At 64.6% G+C, this 15441-nt stretch carries 12 protein-coding genes; 10 read left to right on the top strand and 2 right to left on the bottom strand.

What is annotated here, in order from left to right; all coding sequences use genetic code 11:
* Positions 1–7: 7 nt before the first annotated feature.
* A complete protein-coding gene (gene guaB / locus Q0C23_RS00725; RefSeq protein WP_291510462.1) occupies positions 8–1474 on the bottom strand; it encodes an IMP dehydrogenase in 1467 nt (488 codons plus the stop codon).
* Positions 1475–1683: 209 nt separating this feature from the next.
* Here guaB and pcnB point away from each other — a divergent pair, with 209 nt between their 5' ends.
* From pcnB to Q0C23_RS00685, 8 genes are read left to right on the top strand one after another with little or no spacing between them, the layout of a single operon-like run.
* Positions 1684–3180, top strand: coding sequence for a polynucleotide adenylyltransferase PcnB (pcnB, locus tag Q0C23_RS00720; RefSeq protein WP_291510461.1), 1497 nt, complete (start codon positions 1684–1686; stop codon positions 3178–3180).
* 34 nt (positions 3181–3214) lie between these two features.
* Positions 3215–3883, top strand: a complete 669-nt coding sequence (gene folK / locus Q0C23_RS00715; RefSeq protein ID WP_291510460.1) for a 2-amino-4-hydroxy-6-hydroxymethyldihydropteridine diphosphokinase — start codon at positions 3215–3217, stop codon at positions 3881–3883.
* The gene (locus tag Q0C23_RS00710; RefSeq protein WP_291510459.1) at positions 3880–4488 is read left to right on the top strand and encodes a deoxynucleoside kinase; all 609 of its coding nucleotides are present in this window, start codon (positions 3880–3882) and stop codon (positions 4486–4488) included. Before folK ends, Q0C23_RS00710 begins: the two co-directional genes overlap by 4 nt.
* Positions 4485–5276 (top strand): 3-methyl-2-oxobutanoate hydroxymethyltransferase, encoded by a 792-nt coding sequence (gene panB / locus Q0C23_RS00705; RefSeq protein ID WP_291510458.1) that lies wholly within the window; start codon positions 4485–4487, stop codon positions 5274–5276. The genes Q0C23_RS00710 and panB overlap by 4 nt, the downstream gene beginning before the upstream one ends.
* Positions 5276–6103: a pantoate--beta-alanine ligase gene (gene panC / locus Q0C23_RS00700; RefSeq protein WP_291510457.1), complete on the top strand. Its 828-nt coding sequence runs from the start codon at positions 5276–5278 to the stop codon at positions 6101–6103. The genes panB and panC overlap by 1 nt, the downstream gene beginning before the upstream one ends.
* A gap of 2 nt (positions 6104–6105) precedes the next feature.
* Positions 6106–9939 carry a DUF3683 domain-containing protein gene (locus Q0C23_RS00695; RefSeq protein WP_291510456.1) on the top strand — a complete coding sequence of 1278 codons (3834 nt, stop codon included), beginning with the start codon at positions 6106–6108 and terminating at the stop codon, positions 9937–9939.
* A gap of 4 nt (positions 9940–9943) precedes the next feature.
* Positions 9944–10333 (top strand): Smr/MutS family protein, encoded by a 390-nt coding sequence (locus Q0C23_RS00690; RefSeq protein WP_291510455.1) that lies wholly within the window; start codon positions 9944–9946, stop codon positions 10331–10333.
* Positions 10330–10977 carry a class II aldolase/adducin family protein gene (locus tag Q0C23_RS00685; protein ID WP_291510454.1) on the top strand — a complete coding sequence of 216 codons (648 nt, stop codon included), beginning with the start codon at positions 10330–10332 and terminating at the stop codon, positions 10975–10977. The genes Q0C23_RS00690 and Q0C23_RS00685 overlap by 4 nt, the downstream gene beginning before the upstream one ends.
* Here the strand turns inward: Q0C23_RS00685 and Q0C23_RS00680 are convergent.
* Positions 10950–11612 (bottom strand): DUF3820 family protein, encoded by a 663-nt coding sequence (locus tag Q0C23_RS00680; protein WP_291510453.1) that lies wholly within the window; start codon positions 11610–11612, stop codon positions 10950–10952. The two genes, Q0C23_RS00685 and Q0C23_RS00680, sit on opposite strands and share 28 nt — an antisense overlap.
* Positions 11613–12140: 528 nt before the next feature.
* On the opposite strand from Q0C23_RS00680, the gene Q0C23_RS00675 reads away from it, so the two are divergent.
* Positions 12141–12833, top strand: a complete 693-nt coding sequence (locus tag Q0C23_RS00675) for a Bax inhibitor-1/YccA family protein (RefSeq protein WP_291510452.1) — start codon at positions 12141–12143, stop codon at positions 12831–12833.
* Between the two features lie 71 nt (positions 12834–12904).
* On the top strand, positions 12905–15441 hold a 2537-nt coding region (mutS, locus tag Q0C23_RS00670; protein ID WP_291510451.1), incomplete at its 3' end, for a DNA mismatch repair protein MutS.

Below are 15441 nucleotides of genomic sequence, written 5' to 3'. Positions count from 1 at the left end.
AGGGAGCTCACTCTACCCGGTAATTGGGCGCTTCTTTGGTGATATGGACATCGTGCACGTGGCTTTCCCGCACTCCGGCCTGGGTGATCTTGATGAAGCGCGCTTTCTGCCGCAGGGTCGGCAGATCCGCCGCGCCCAGGTAGCCCATGCTGGCCCGCAGCCCACCCAGCAGCTGATGGATGACGCCAGCCGCCGGGCCCTTGTACGGTACCCTGCCCTCCACACCTTCCGGGACAAGCTTCGGGCCCTCGGGATTGGCACTGTTCTCCTGAAAGTAGCGATCCGCCGAGCCCTGCTGCATCGCGCCCAGGGAGCCCATGCCGCGATAGGCCTTGAAGGAGCGCCCCTGATAGAGCTCGATCTCACCGGGAGCCTCATCGGTGCCGGCCAAAAGACCCCCCACCATGACGGTGTGGGCACCCGCCGCCAGGGCCTTGGCGAAGTCGCCGGAAAAGCGCACGCCACCGTCGGCGATCACGGGCACATCGGTGTCCGCCAGAGCCTTGGCGACATCGCTGATGGCGGTGATCTGGGGCACACCGACGCCGGCAACGATGCGCGTGGTGCAAATGGATCCCGGTCCAATCCCGACCTTGACCCCGTCTGCACCCGCCGCCACGAGATCCAGCGCAGCTTCGGCCGTGGCGATATTACCGCCGATGACATCGACTCCCGGAAACTGCTCCTTGATCCAGCGCACTCGCTCCAGAACGCCCTGGCTGTGGCCATGGGCGGTGTCCACGATCAGCACGTCGACGCCCGCCCCTACCAAGGCCCGCACCCGCTCTTCCGTGCCTGCCCCCACTCCGACGGCGGCGCCCACCAGCAGGCGCCCCTGGCTGTCGCGGCAGGCCAGCGGATGCTCTGTTGCCTTACGGATATCCTTGACGGTGATGAGGCCGCGCAGTTCGAAGCCGTCGTTGACGACGAGGATCTTTTCGATGCGATGCTGGTGCAGGAGGGCCTTGGTCGCCTCGAGGCTGGTCCCCTCAGGCACCGTCACGAGACGCTCGCGCGGTGTCATGACGCTGCGCACGGGTGCGTCCATGCGCGTCTCGAAGCGCAGATCGCGGTGGGTGACGATCCCCTCGAGGCGGTTGCCGTCCACCACCGGCACACCGGAGATACCGTGCTGGGCCATCAGCAGCAGCACTTCGCGAATGCTCACGTCGGCCTTGGTGGTGATGGGGTCCTTGATGACCCCGGCCTCGAATTTTTTCACCCGACGTACGGCATTGGCCTGCTCTTCCGTCGTCATGTTCTTGTGGATGATGCCGATCCCACCCTCCTGGGCCATACAGATGGCCATGGCCGCTTCGGTCACGGTATCCATGGCGGCAGACACCAGCGGAACATTGAGGCTCAGGTGGCGGCTGAGGCGCGTGCCGATGGCCACCTCGCGCGGCAGAACGGCAGAGTGTGCCGGCACCAATAGGACATCGTCAAAGGTCAAGGCTTCGCCAATCAGCTGCATAGGTGTCGTCCATCAAAGCAAAAAGGGGCCGGGAAAGCCGCCCAGCCCCGTCTCATGAAGGCATCCCCAATGATAACTGCAAGTGCGCGGCCTGACCAGTCATCCGCAAAATGGATGGAATCAGACATCGGCGGCAATTTTGGCTGCAATGTGGTAGGACTTTCGGTTAGACTAGCGCCCATTCGCTCCGCATCTACACGAGAAGATCCTTGGTTTCTTTGAAGCGCTTCACGGACGAGGTTCTGCAGTCTCCCATCGAGACGCCGCAACGCGATCCTGCACCCACCGCGACACCCACACAGTCCGTGCCCGCGGGGGCGCGCTGCGTGCCGCGGAGCGAACATTGTCTGTCCCGCCGGCAGATCAGCAGCGGCGCGCTGCAGGTGCTCAATACCCTGCACCAGGCGGGACATCAGGCCTATCTGGTAGGTGGCAGCGTGCGCGATCTTCTGCTGGGACGCGAGCCCAAGGACTACGATGTGGCCACCGACGCACGCCCGGAGCAGGTACGCAAACTGTTCCGCCGCAATGCTCGCCTGATCGGTAGGCGCTTCATCCTGGTGCACGTACAGTTCGGTCAAGAGATCGTCGAGGTGGCAACCTTCCGCGGACCGGGCGAATCTGCCGAAGAGGCCAGTGAACGCAGCGCCAGCGGCCGCATACTCGCCGATAACGTCTACGGCACCCTCGAGGAGGACGCGGGGCGACGTGACTTTACGGCCAACGCTCTCTACTACAACATCGCCGACCGGAGCATCCTGGATTTTGCCGACGGCCTGAGCGATCTGCAGGCCGGACGACTGCGCATGATCGGCGACCCCGAGCAGCGCTATCGCGAAGACCCAGTGCGCATGCTGCGAGCCGTGCGCTTTGCGGCCAAGCTCGGATTCCAGATGGATCCTGCTGTGGAGGCGGCCATCGCTCCTTGCCGCGAGCTCTTGCTGGAGGTTCCCTCTGCCCGCCTCTTCGAAGAGACCATCAAGCTCTTTCTCGCCGGCTTCGCCCAGTCCAGTTACGACCTGCTGCGGCGCACGGGCCTGTTCGCAGCGCTCTTCCCGCAGCTGGATAGCGTCCTCAACGCCGCCGACGCCGAGAGCGCACGCGAACTCCTGCGTCTGGCCCTGGATGGAACGGATCAGCGAGTGGCCCAAGGCAAATCCGTCACCCCGGCCTTCCTCTTTGCGGCACTTCTCTGGCCGGCGCTGCAGGCGCAACGGCAGCAACTGGAAGCACAGGGCAAGCCGTCGGCGGTGGCCCAGCAGCAGGCGGCCGCAGAGCTTTTGGAAGAGAGCCGCGGACGCGTCGCCATACCACGGCGCTTTGCCCTGCCCATGCGCGAAATCTGGGACCTGCAGCCGCGCTTTACCCGCCGCGGTGGGCGTCGGCCCTACGCGCTCTTGGCTCATCCGCGCTTTCGCGCCGCTTTCGATTTTCTTCTGCTGCGCCAGCAGTCCGGTGAGTTCGCGAACGACCCGCAGCTGGCCGGGCTCGGTACCTGGTGGACGGAGTTCCAGGAAGCCGACAGTGAGGGACGCAAAACCCTCATGGAACGGGCCCGCAGCGAAGACGCCGCGCCCGAGACCGCCTTGGGGCCTCTGCCCAGCAACGGTCTTCGCCGTCGTCCGCGTCGGCGACGGCGCAAGCCCTCGCGACTGACGCGTAGCCACGCTGCGGACGACGATTCCGGAAACGGAACCACGGGCTAGTTGCGAAGCAGCGTCATCCCCACGTCCACCGCTCATGCCCGCCGCGTTCACTGAGCAGTCTGCCCATCTCCTGCCGTCGGAGTCGGAGAATGAAGTCGGCCCGGAGGGTGTCCGGCGGCGGGCCACCGCCCCACGCAACGCCATGCACCCGGGCGCAGTCCTTGCCTTCGTCGCGCTGGGCAGCAATCTTCACAACCCCAGACGGCAGGTGGAGTGTGCTCTCGGTGCCCTGGCGCAATTGCCGGCCTGTCGCCTGATCTGGCAATCGTCCCTGTATCTCAGCGCACCCGTCGGCGGCGTGGCACAGCCGCCATTCATCAATGCCGTGGCCGCTCTATGGACCCGGCTTGCTGCCGAGGAACTCCTCGCCAGTCTGCATACCTTGGAACACAATGCCGGACGCCGACGCGCCGAGGAATCGTATTGGGGACCGCGTATCCTCGATCTGGATCTGCTGAGCCACGGTGCGCGGGAGCTCGCGCGTCCCGATCTCACCCTCCCCCACCCTCGTCTACACGAACGCGCCTTCGTGCTCCTGCCCCTCAGCGAATACGACCCCGACTGGAATATCCCAGGCAAGGGCCCCTTGTCGCATTTTCTGCCGGAGGTGGCGGATCAGCCGATTCTGCGCCTCCGTCCCGGGGACGATCGGGATCTTGCGGGCATCCGTCTGCGCGCACCCTGTGGGGATGCGGAACGGTGACGACGGCGGGACTCATCGTGGTGGAAGGACCCATGGGCGCGGGCAAGACCAGTCTCGCGCGTCTCCTGAGCACGGCCCTGGATATCCCGGCTCTGCTGGAACGGCCCGCCGACAATCCCTTTCTCGGCGATTTTTACCGCCACCAGCAGCACGTCCTGGCTACGGAACTGCAATTCCTGCTCCAGCGGCGGCAGATCTTCGACCATCTGGAGGGCGGTCGTCTCTACATTGCCGATCACGGCCCGGAAAAGGATCGGATCTTCACGCCGCTGACCCTGGAAGCCGAGACCTTGCGGCTATTTCGGGAGATTCGCGCCGCATTATCGTATAATCCTCCGCCGGTGCTGCTGCTGATCTATCTGGATCGCCCGGTGGATCTGCTCCTGGAGCGCATCCGCGCCCGTCGAGATCCCTGGGAAACCGAGATACAACGGGCCTATCTGCTGCGTGTACAGGAAGCCTACCGGCAATGGTTGCAGCACTATCCGGGGCCGATCCTCGATCTGTCCGGCCTGGAGGGTGACTTTGTGGCCGATGGCGAACATGCTAAAATCCTGACTGAAATGGTCAAGAATAGAATCTCGGAATTAGGCGGGGACTGGTGAGCAAGAAACTGGATGTGTGGCGGCGATACAAAGCCGAGGGCAGGAAGCTTTCCTTGGTGACGGCCTACGACTACGCCTTTGCACACTTGGCGGCGCAGGCGGGCTTGGACGGCCTGCTGGTGGGCGACTCCCTGGCCATGGTAGTGCAGGGACAGGCCGATACCGTGGGCGTCGATCTGCACACCATGTGTTACCACACGGCCATGGTAGCGCGCGCGGCTGGCGATTGTCTGGTGTTTGCGGATCTGCCCTTGGGCAGTTACGAAGGAAGTCCGACCCAGGCCTGGGAGTCCTCGGTGGCCCTGCTCAAGGCGGGAGCCGACGTCGTCAAGCTGGAAGGCGGTGCGGAAATGGCCGACAGTGTTGCCTTCTGCGCCCAACGGGGCATCAATGTCTGCGCGCATCTGGGGTTGACTCCGCAACGGGTACGTCAGTGGGGAAGGTTCCGGCGTGCCGGCAAGACGGCGGATGAGGCGGCCCAACTGGAGGCGGATGCGGCACGGCTGGCGCAGGCTGGCGCCGCTTTTCTACTCCTGGAGGCCGTACCGCAGGAGCTGGCCGCTCGTATCACCCGCAACAGCCCCGTGCCGGTGATCGGCATCGGCGCCGGTCCGGACACCGATGCCCAAGTACTGGTCCTGCACGATGTGCTCGGCCTTTCGGAACGCACACCCCGCTTTGCTCGCGCCTTCATGCAGGGGGCGGAGATCGTCACCGACGCCCTGCGCAATTATGCCGACGCCGTGCGCCTGGGGCACTTCCCGCCCGATGCCGGAGCGACGGACTGATGGCCGTTTTTCGCGATCTCGCCGCCCTGCGCCACTGGCGCCAGGGTCTACGGGGCTCGCTGGCCCTGGTACCCACCATGGGCAACCTGCACGACGGACACCTTTCCCTCGTCCGCCTGGCCCAGACCCGGGCCGACCAGGTTCTGGTCAGCATCTACGTAAACCCACTGCAGTTCGGTCGGGGCGAGGATTTTGCCGGTTACCCACGCACCCTGGACCAGGACTTGGCCAGACTCCAGGAGGCCGGCTGCACCGCCGTCTTCACTCCGGATGACGCCGTCATGTACCCGCGGGGCAAACGCGACCTCAGTCTCGTCATGCCCGCCCATAGCCTCAGCAAGGTCCTCTGCGGCGCCCACCGGCCCGGCCACTTTGCCGGGGTCTGTACCGTCGTCGCCAAGCTGCTGCACATGGCCCAGCCGCAACTTCTGGTGCTGGGTGAAAAGGACTATCAGCAGTACCGGGTACTGCAGCGCATGGCGGCGGACCTCGATCTGCCGGTCCAGGTCGTGGCTGGCCCCACCCAGCGAGCCGAGGATGGCCTGGCCCTGAGTTCGCGCAACCGCTATCTCACGCCGCAAGAGCGGCAGCTGGCGCCTCGGATCTTTGCCACCCTGCGCGAACTCGCAGGGCAGCGCGGGGCAGTCGCGGCAAACCTCGCGGCAGCAGCCCGGAAAGATCTGGAAAACGCGGGCTTCTCGCTAGACTACCTGGAGTTTCGGGCCGAGGAAGATCTGCGCGCGCTGGAGCATGTGCAGGCAGGCGGTCGCTGGTTCATCGCGGCGCGTCTTGGCAATACCCGCCTCATCGACAACGTCGGGGTGTGATCATGGCAGCTAACGTGCGGGAAATCCCTTACAACTACACCTCTTTTTCCGATGGCGAAATCGTCCAGCGGCTACTGGGACGCGAAGCCTGGCGCATCCTGGAAGATCTGCGCGAGCAGCGGGTCACGGGTCGCTCGGCGCGCATGCTCTTCGAGGTGTTGGGCGATCTCTGGGTCGTTTCCCGCAACCCCTACATCCAGGAGGATCTGGCTCTGCATCCCAAGCGCCGCCATGCCCTCTGGGATGCACTGGAACACCGCCTGCACGACATCGCCAGCCGCGCCCAGGGCAATCGGCTGGTGGAGCGCCTGATGGAACAGGCCCGGCGGGCCGTGCACGATTTCATCGCCGATTTCGACGCGCAGCGGGTGCTACGCGCACGCGCCGAAAAGCGACTGCTCAAGGTCTGCCCCAAGGACAACGTGGACTTCAGTCCCTATGCCCGCGTCGCCCACGTGACAGACGCCTCCGACTGGCGGGTGGAGCTGCCTTTCGTAGTCCTCTATCCGGCCTCGGAGGAGGAACTCGCCGCCATGGTCCAGGCCTGCCGAGAGCTCGGCCTGTCCGTCATTCCGCGGGGGGGTGGCACCGGCTACACCGGCGGTGCGGTTCCGTTGCGACCCCGGTGCGCGGTCATCAACACCGAGAAGCTCGAGTACCTGTCGCCCATCGAGGAATACGTGCCCGCCGGTCTCGACCACGCCGTGCCCAGCGTGGTGGCGGGTGCCGGGGTGGTGACCAAGGCCGTGGCCGAGCGCGCCGAGGCCGCGGGCCTGGTCTTTGCCGTGGATCCCACCTCCATGGACGCCTCCACCATCGGCGGCAACGTCGCCATGAACGCAGGCGGCAAGAAGGCGGTGCTCTGGGGCACGGCTCTGGATAATCTGCTTTCTTGGCGAATGTTCACGGCCGCTGGCGACTGGCTGGAGGTGGAACGCATCGACCACAACCTCGGCAAGATTCACGAGCAGGAAACCGTACGTTTCCGTCTCAGCCGTTATGCCGCGGATGGACACACCCTGCTGGGAGCGCCGGAATTTCTGGAGATGCCGGGCCAGAGCCTGCGCCATCCAGGGCTCGGCAAGGATGTCACGGACAAGTTTCTGGGTGGTCTGCCGGGCATCCAGAAAGAAGGCAGCGACGGCATCATCACCTCCGCGCGCTTTCTCCTGCATCGGATGCCCACACACCTGCGTACGGTTTGCCTGGAGTTCTATGGCAAGGATCTGGATCAGGCCGTAGCCGCCATCGTCGAGGTCAAGGAGCAGGTGGAGGCTCACCCAGAAGTCCTGCTGACGGGGCTCGAGCATCTGGACGAGCGTTATCTCAAGGCGATCCAGTACAGCAACAAGGCGCCCCGGCGCGAGCGTCCCAAGATGCTGTTAATGGCGGATATCGCCAGCGACGACAGCGATGCCGTGGGCGCCATGGCCTCGGCCATCGTCCGCCTGGCCAACGCCCGCGGCGCCGAGGGTTTCATCGCCACCACCCCGGAGTCACGCCGTCGCTTCTGGGCGGACCGCAGCCGCACGGCGGCCATCGCCGCCCACACCAACGCTTTCAAGATCAACGAGGACGTGGTCATCCCCCTGGACCGCCTGGGGGAGTATAGCCGCGCCATCGAACGCATCAACATCGAACAGTCCATCGCCAACAAGATCGCCATCGTCGACGCCTTGGTGGATTACCTCCGGGGGGATCTGCCCGAACTCAAGCGCGCCAAGGACTACGAGGACAGCAGCGAGGAGCAGGCCATCGTCGCTTCCAAGCGGAAAGCGGCCCTGGACCTGCTGGACACGGTTCGCGCCCGCTGGCAGGCCTGCCTGGATCTGTTGGACGCTCCCACCCGGGCCCTACGGACACACCTGTCCGACGCCGAAGCCGAAAGTGTCGATCTGGACGACAGCCTGCTCAAGCTGCTGCTGCAGCGCGATCTGCGCATCAGCTATCGCGAGTCGGTGGGCAAACCTCTGGAGGAGCTTTTCGCCGGTGAAAGGTTCACGGGCGTCTTGGCAGAGATCCGCCGCCGCCACGCCGAGATCCGTCGTCGCCGGATTTTCGTCGCGCTGCACATGCACGCCGGCGACGGCAATGTCCACACCAACATCCCCGTGCTGTCCTCGGACCGCGCCATGCTCAGCGAGGCCGACCGGGTAGTCGATCGGGTCATGGGCATTGCCAAGGACCTGGGTGGGGTCATCTCCGGCGAGCACGGCATCGGCATCACCAAGATGCGCTGGCTCGAGCCCGAGAAGGTCGCCGCTTTTGCCGCCTACAAGCAGCGCGTGGATCCCACGGACTTCTTCAACCCGGGCAAACTGCAGGCGGGCTCCGGTCTGGAGCAGGCCTATACTCCGTCGCTGCAACTGGTGGAGCAGGAGGCGCTGCTGCTGGAGGCCAGCGAGCTCGGCGCTCTCAATCGCGAGATCAAGGACTGCCTGCGGTGCGGCAAGTGCAAGCCGGTGTGCATGACCCACATTCCGCGAGCCAATCTGCTCTACTCGCCACGCAACAAGATCCTCGCCACGGGTCTCCTCATCGAGGCCTTCCTGTACGAGGAGCAGACCCGCCGAGGTGTGTCCCAGCAGCACTTTGCGGCGCTGGAGGACGTGGCGGAGCACTGCACCACCTGCCACAAGTGTCTGACCCCCTGCCCCGTCGATATCGACTTCGGTGAGGTCTCGGTGCATATGCGCAACATTCTTCGCGCCCGCGGTGACAAGCACAGCAGCCCCGGTACCCAGCTTGCCATGGCCTACCTCAATACCTCCGATGCGCGGACCGTGCATTTCCTGCGGCGCGGCGTGCTGCAGACGGCTTACGGACTGCAGGCACTGGCCAGCGAACTGGCGCAGCCGCTGATCCCCAAGACCCCGCCCCCGGCCACCACGGGCAAATCGAGCCTGCGCGCGGAGGTCATCCACTTCCTGCGCAAACCCCTCCCTACCGACATGGGCGCGCAGACCATGCGCCAACTACTGGGACTGGTGGACCCGGGCACGGTGCCGATCATCCGCGATCCGGCGAAAACCTCGGAAGACAGCGAGGCGGTATTCTACTTCCCAGGCTGTGGCAGCGAGCGCCTCTTCAGCAAGATTGGCCTCGCTACCCTGGCCATGCTCTACGAGGTGGGCGTGCAGACCGTCCTGCCGCCCGGTTATCTGTGCTGTGGCTATCCCCAGTCCGCCGCTGGACAGGACGACAAAGGACAGGAGATCTCCGTCCGCAATCAGGTGCTCTTTCACCGCGTGGCCAATACCCTCAACTATCTGGACATCCAGACCGTCATCCTGTCCTGCGGCACCTGCATGGACCAGCTGCTCAAGTATCAGTTCCAGCAGATTTTTCCCGGTTGCCGCCTGCTGGATATCCACGAGTTCCTGATGGAGAAGGGCGTGGCCCTGGAGGGCGTCGAGGGCGTCCAGTATCTCTACCACGATCCCTGCCATAGCCCCATGAAGACCTATAAGCCGCTGGACGTGGCCGCCCAGCTGCTGGGACAGACGGTGCAGGCCTCGGATCGTTGCTGCGGCGAGGCAGGCACCCTGGCCACCAGCCGTCCGGACATCGCCACGCAGCTGCGCTATCGCAAGGAAGAGGTGCTGCACGAAGGGATCCGTGCCCTTACGGGCGCGGACAAGGCTCAGGATGGGAACGTCAAGCTCCTCACCAGTTGCCCCGCCTGTCAGCAGGGTCTGGAACGCTACCGCCTGGATACGGGCCTCGATACGGACTATATCGTCGTGGAGATCGCCCGCCACCACCTGGGAGAGGATTGGCAGAAGCGCTTCATCGACGCGGCACGTAGCGGCGGCATCGAGCGCGTCCTGCTGTGACGCTATGCCTGCGCATCAGGAACCTCCCAAGCGGCTGAAGCTGGATGGCGTCCTCGACCTGCACGCTTTCGCGCCGCGGGAGGTGCCGGATCTCGTGCGCGAATATCTGCGCGCCTGCCGCGATGAACACGTACTGCAGCTGCGCATCATCCACGGCAAAGGCAAGGGCGTGCTGCGCCGCACCGTGCACACCATTCTGGCCGGGGAGCCCATCGTCAAAGGTTTCCGCTTGGCCTCCGACCGCAGCTCCTGGGGTGCCACCCTGGTCGAACTCTACCCGCCCGAGGTCACGCCACCGGTACGCGCAACCACGAGGCCAGAGCTTGAACATCGGGGGCCGCCCCCGCTCTGGTTTCGCATCCTGCAGCGCATATTTCTAGGAGGGCAAAAATGACGGAAGTGGAAGGGGTCGTCAAATTTCAGTTGCACTGGCGGCCCGGACCGGCTCCTGGCGCGGCGGAGATTGCCGAGCTCGAATCCTGGCGTCGGCGTTTCCGGGCCCTGGGAGTGCTGGGGCAGGAGCCGGGTCGCTATGGCGGGGTAGGCTTCGGCAATCTCAGCCGCCGCAGTGGTGCGGGCTTCTGGATCACCGCAACCCAGAGCGGAGCCCTGCGACAGTTGGGGCCCGAAGGCTATAGCCGGGTAGAATCCTGGGATCTTGCGGCCAATGCGGTCTGGGCCACGGGACCAGCGCAGCCCTCCTCCGAGGCCATGAGCCATGCCGCCGCCTACGACCGTCGCCCCGAGGCAGCCTGGGTCTTCCACGTACATGCGCCGGAGTTATGGCGAGCGGCGACCCACCTGGGTCTGCCTGCAACGGCTGCCGACATTGCCTACGGTACGCCGGCCATGGCCGAGGCCGTTGCCGCTATTGTCGCGCCAGCAGCCTTGCCCTGCGTCTTGCAGATGCGCGGCCACGAGGACGGCATCCTGGCCGTGGGAGCGACGGCAGCCAGCACCGGCAGCGCCCTGCTTCGGGCCATGGCCATGGCCGCCGCCGAGATCCCGGCTCAGCCCTCCAGAGCCTTGCGCAGGTAGGGATCGATCTCCGTCAGGTTGGCGAGCGCCCAGCGGCGATAATCGTCGGGCAGATCGATGATGCGGACCCCCCGATGCTTGCCAAAGGGCATGGTGTCGGGGATGCGTGCCCGCTCGCTGAACTCCCAGAGTGCCTCCCAATTGGCAGGCCGCACCGCCAGCAGGATGCGATTGAGAATGATGCGGCAGAACTTGACATCGGCCAGGGCCGAATGGGCATTCTTCAGGTTATCCCGAGTTTTTCGCCGATCCTTGCTGAAGTAGAACAGCAGCGCCGACTGAGAATGACTGTCCACCTCCGGCCAGAGTTTGCGACTCATGGCAAAGGTACAGATGCGCTTGACCTCGGGTTTGCCGATCACCTCCCAGTCGTAGTCGATGCTGTGACCAATGAGGTATTCCGTGTCGGCTGGCAAGGCAAACTCCGCCGCCGGCGGACAAGCCTCGAGATCCTCGTCGAGGATGTGGTGCACGGCCATGGCCCCCATCTCGATGGGCTTGTTGGGACGGTAGCGGCGCACGAACTCCTCCTCGACGGTAAGTGTGCGCAGATCGCCGATACGCAACCAGGCAGCCTCGATGAGTTCCGGAGCAATCCGTCCGGTGGTTTCCGTATCAAAAATCAAAGCCGCCATAAACACCCAACCCCCGCCCAGAGCAAGGCCTGAAGGGTAATGCTTCGCCGGGTCGGCGGCAACTATCCGCAGCCACGCTGTCCGGGCGAACCTGCCCTAAGCTGGGCCCAGCGCGCGGGTGCGTCGATGCCAAACCTGAGAACGTGGAGCGCGGGCACGAGCTGCAAGGTCGCCAGCGTACTGCATTCGACGGCCCGAGCGCTCCGGTATGGCTGCGCACCCAAGGCCCGGGCACGGGCTGCAGCAACAAAAAAGCGCACCACGCCACATCGCCACGCTCGCCCCCATCGTTTTCCAATTTGGACTGAGAGTAAGGGAAAGCTTCTTGCGTACCAAGGCGGGACCACGGACTACGCCGCGGGGAACGACGGCATACACGAGTGGTCAAAAGGAGCGTTGTGGAAAAAGCACAGAAACGAGCACTGCGGGCCCGATACGAAGGCTCTCGGTCCTGAAAAAACGGGGCCTTGCAAAACCAGGTCCGGGTCCCCATAGTAGAGTCAGAGTTTTTCATTGCGGGAGCGTTTCATGGACTTCAATCAGAATCCCTACCAGTTTCCCGACGGCATGAACCCCGCCGGGCAGAACGCAGTAACGCCCATCGGCGCACTGATGGGCAAGACTTATGCCCTGCTGGCCGCCACCCTGGTGGTATCCACCATCGGGTCCCTCGTGGGCATGACCTCCCCCTTTGCCTACCAACACCCCATTCTTTTGATGATCGGTTCCTTTGCGCTGCTCTTTGCCGTGCAATATACCGGCGCCCACCGCAGTCCCTTTGCCGTGCCTCTGGTCTTCCTCTTTGCCGCGGGCATGGGCATGATGATGGGGCCGGCCATTGCCGTATACCTCAAGATGCCCGGCGGTCCCACCATCATCGCGGAGGCCCTTGGGACGACGGCGGCCATGTTCGTCGGCCTATCCCTCTATGCCATGCGCACGCGACGGGATTTCAGCCACATCGGCGGCTTTCTGCTGACGGGTCTGATCGTTGCCATCGTGGTTTCTTTACTGAACATATTCCTGCTGCACATTCCGGCGCTGCAGATGGCCATTGCCGGCGTGCTGGTCCTGGTCTTCAGTGGACTGATCATTTTCGATACCCAGCGGATGATCCACGGTGGCATCCAGGAACCCGTGCTGCTGGTGGTCGGACTCTATCTCGACATCATCAACCTGTTCATGGCATTGCTGGAAATCTTCGGGGGCAATCGCCAGTAGCGAACTATCCGCGCACGCCAGGGGGCAAGGGTCTTCCTTGCCCCTTCGTCTTTTTGTGACAATGCTTTTCCATGCCTACCGTCAAAGCTGAAGCCTCCGCCGCCCACACCCCGGTGATGCGGCAATTCCACGATCTCAAAGCGCAGCACCCCGATGCCCTGCTCTTCTTCCGCATGGGCGACTTTTACGAGCTCTTTTACGAGGATGCCGAGCGCGCTGCCGCCATCCTCGGTATCGCCCTGACCCATCGCGGCCAGAGCGCTGGCGCACCGGTGCCCATGGCCGGCGTACCAGTGCACAGCGTCGACAATTACCTGGCCCGCCTCATCCAGGCTGGCGAACGGGTCGCCATCGCCGAACAGGTAGGCGACCCAAGTCTCGCCAAGGGGCCGGTGGAACGGGAGATTCGCCGGGTCATCACGCCGGGGACACTGGTGGATGCGTCGCTCCTCAGCGCCGACCGAGAGGCCCTGCTCCTGGCCCTCTTGCCGGAGAAAAGCCGCTGGGGTCTTGCCAGCCTCGACGTCGCCGGGGGACGCCTCGGTATCCGTGACCTCAGTGAGGATCGGCTGCTGGAGGCGCTCATGCGGCGTCAGGTGGTAGAGATACTGTTACCGGCGGGCTGCTCCCTGCCACAGGCCTTGTCACGCAGTCTGCCAACCCCCAGCTACCTGGAGCCGGAACGCTTCCAGCACCGACAGACTGCGTCCGTCCTACAGCGCTATTTTCCACAACCGGGGCAGATCATCGATGGCGAGCGGCATCCCCTCGCCCTGCGCGCCGCCGCCGTCTTGCTGGACTATGCCGAAAGTCGTCTGAAAAGCCCCCTGCATCAGGTGCGCCAGATCCTGCCGGAGAACGATGAGGAGGAGCTCGGCCTCGACGGCGAGAGCCTCGCTGCTCTGGAGATCCTGGAGGGACGCCAGGGTGGCCCGTGCCTCTACCAGATTCTGCAGCACTGCCGTACCGCCATGGGTGCCCGGCTCTTGCGTGCGCAACTGGCGCGGCCCCTGCGGCCTGGACCGATCCTGGAGCGTCGCCAGCGGGCGCTGTCGGCGCTCATCGCCCAGCGCGGCTACACGCTCCTGCAGGAGCAACTGAAGGGTCTACCCGATGCCGAACGCATCGTCACCCGCATCGCCCTCGGCAGTGCCAGTCCACGGGATCTGGGGCAACTGCGCCAGTTTCTGCAGTCACTGCCCGAGCTGCAGAGGGTACTGAAGTCATTGCTGGAGGCGGATACCGAACTGGGTGAGTTCCCCTGGCCCGACCTCTCCGCAGAGTGCGCCCTTCTGGAGCGAGCTCTGCAAGACGATTTGCCGGCGACCCTGCGCGATGGCGGCTATCTGCGCCCCGGCTTCGACGCCGATCTCGATCACTATCGACAATTGAGCGATAACCTGCAGCAGGTTCTGGCGGAGCTCGAACAGAGCGAACGAGAGCGCAGCGGTATCCCGCAACTGCGGCTGCAGTACAACCGCGTGCACGGACTCTTCATCGAGATCCCGCGCAGCTACGCCGGACCCTTGCCCGCGGATTATCAGCGTCGGCAGAGCACCAAGCATGCCGAACGTTTCAGCAATCCACGCCTGAAAGAGCTGGAGACGCAGAGCCTGGCCGCCGAGAGTCGTGCCAAGACTCTGGAGCGGGAACGCTTTGGCGATATTCTCACACAACTTGCGCAGCGCATTACGGAGCTGCAATGCTTGTGTCAGCGCGTGGCGCAGTGGGACGTCAGCGCCAATCTGGCCGAGCGCGCCTTGGCCCTGCGCTGGTCCGCCCCCAGTTTTTGCGACGAGCCCGTGCTGGAGATTGAAGAAGGCAGGCACCCGGTGGTAGAGATGCAGCTGGGCGCAGGCTTCGTCCCCAACGACCTGCACTTCGACGAAGCGCAGCGGCTTATGCTCATCACCGGCCCGAACATGGGCGGTAAATCCACCTACATGCGGCAGACGGCCATCATCGTCCTGCTGGCCCACGTGGGCAGCTGGGTTCCCGCGCGCCGGGCGCGTTTCGGGCCCATCGATCGGATCTTCACCCGCATCGGCGCCAGCGATGATCTTGCCGGAGGACGCTCGACCTTTCTGGTGGAAATGCAGGAGACCGCCAGAATCCTGACCCTGGCCACGGACCGCAGCCTCATCCTGCTGGACGAAATCGGTCGCGGCACCTCCACCTACGATGGCCTGGCCATCGCCTGGGCCTGCCTCGAGAGCCTTGCGGCAAAACGCTGTCTCACCCTCTTCGCCACGCACTACTTCGAGTTGACGGAGCTGCACCTGCCGGGTGTGCGCAACGCCCACCTGAGCGCCCTGCCGCAGCAGCAGGACATCGTCTTTCTGCACCGGGTAGAGCCCGGCCCTGCCACCCAGAGCTTCGGCATCGCCGTGGCCCGCCTGGCGGGGCTACCGGAAACAGTACTGGAAGCTGCCCGACGCCATCTGGCGGAATTGGAGGACCCTACCCGTCCCTCGCCGGCCGCCGATGCTGGTCGCCAAAACCAGCTGTCGCTCTTTGCGGAAAGCCCGCACCCTGCGCTGCAGCGCCTGCGGGATCTGGACCCCGATACCTTGAGCCCGCGCGCAGCCTTGGAGCTGCTCTATCAATT

It is taken from the genome of Acidithiobacillus sp., assembly GCF_023256195.1.
Lineage (GTDB): Bacteria > Pseudomonadota > Gammaproteobacteria > Acidithiobacillales > Acidithiobacillaceae > Acidithiobacillus_A.
This window is presented reverse-complemented; position numbering and strand designations above follow the sequence as displayed.

Excerpts from the sequence above, each read along its gene's own strand:
- guaB (WP_291510462.1), bottom strand. The coding sequence starts at position 1,474 with ATGCAGCTGATTGGCGAAGCCTTGACCTTTGACGATGTCCTATTGGTG.
- folK (WP_291510460.1), top strand. The coding sequence starts at position 3,215 with ATGCCCGCCGCGTTCACTGAGCAGTCTGCCCATCTCCTGCCGTCGGAG.
- panC (WP_291510457.1), top strand. The coding sequence starts at position 5,276 with ATGGCCGTTTTTCGCGATCTCGCCGCCCTGCGCCACTGGCGCCAGGGT.
- Q0C23_RS00695 (WP_291510456.1), top strand. The coding sequence starts at position 6,106 with ATGGCAGCTAACGTGCGGGAAATCCCTTACAACTACACCTCTTTTTCC.
- Q0C23_RS00690 (WP_291510455.1), top strand. The coding sequence starts at position 9,944 with ATGCCTGCGCATCAGGAACCTCCCAAGCGGCTGAAGCTGGATGGCGTC.
- Q0C23_RS00685 (WP_291510454.1), top strand. The coding sequence starts at position 10,330 with ATGACGGAAGTGGAAGGGGTCGTCAAATTTCAGTTGCACTGGCGGCCC.
- Q0C23_RS00680 (WP_291510453.1), bottom strand. The coding sequence starts at position 11,612 with ATGGCGGCTTTGATTTTTGATACGGAAACCACCGGACGGATTGCTCCG.
- Q0C23_RS00675 (WP_291510452.1), top strand. The coding sequence starts at position 12,141 with ATGGACTTCAATCAGAATCCCTACCAGTTTCCCGACGGCATGAACCCC.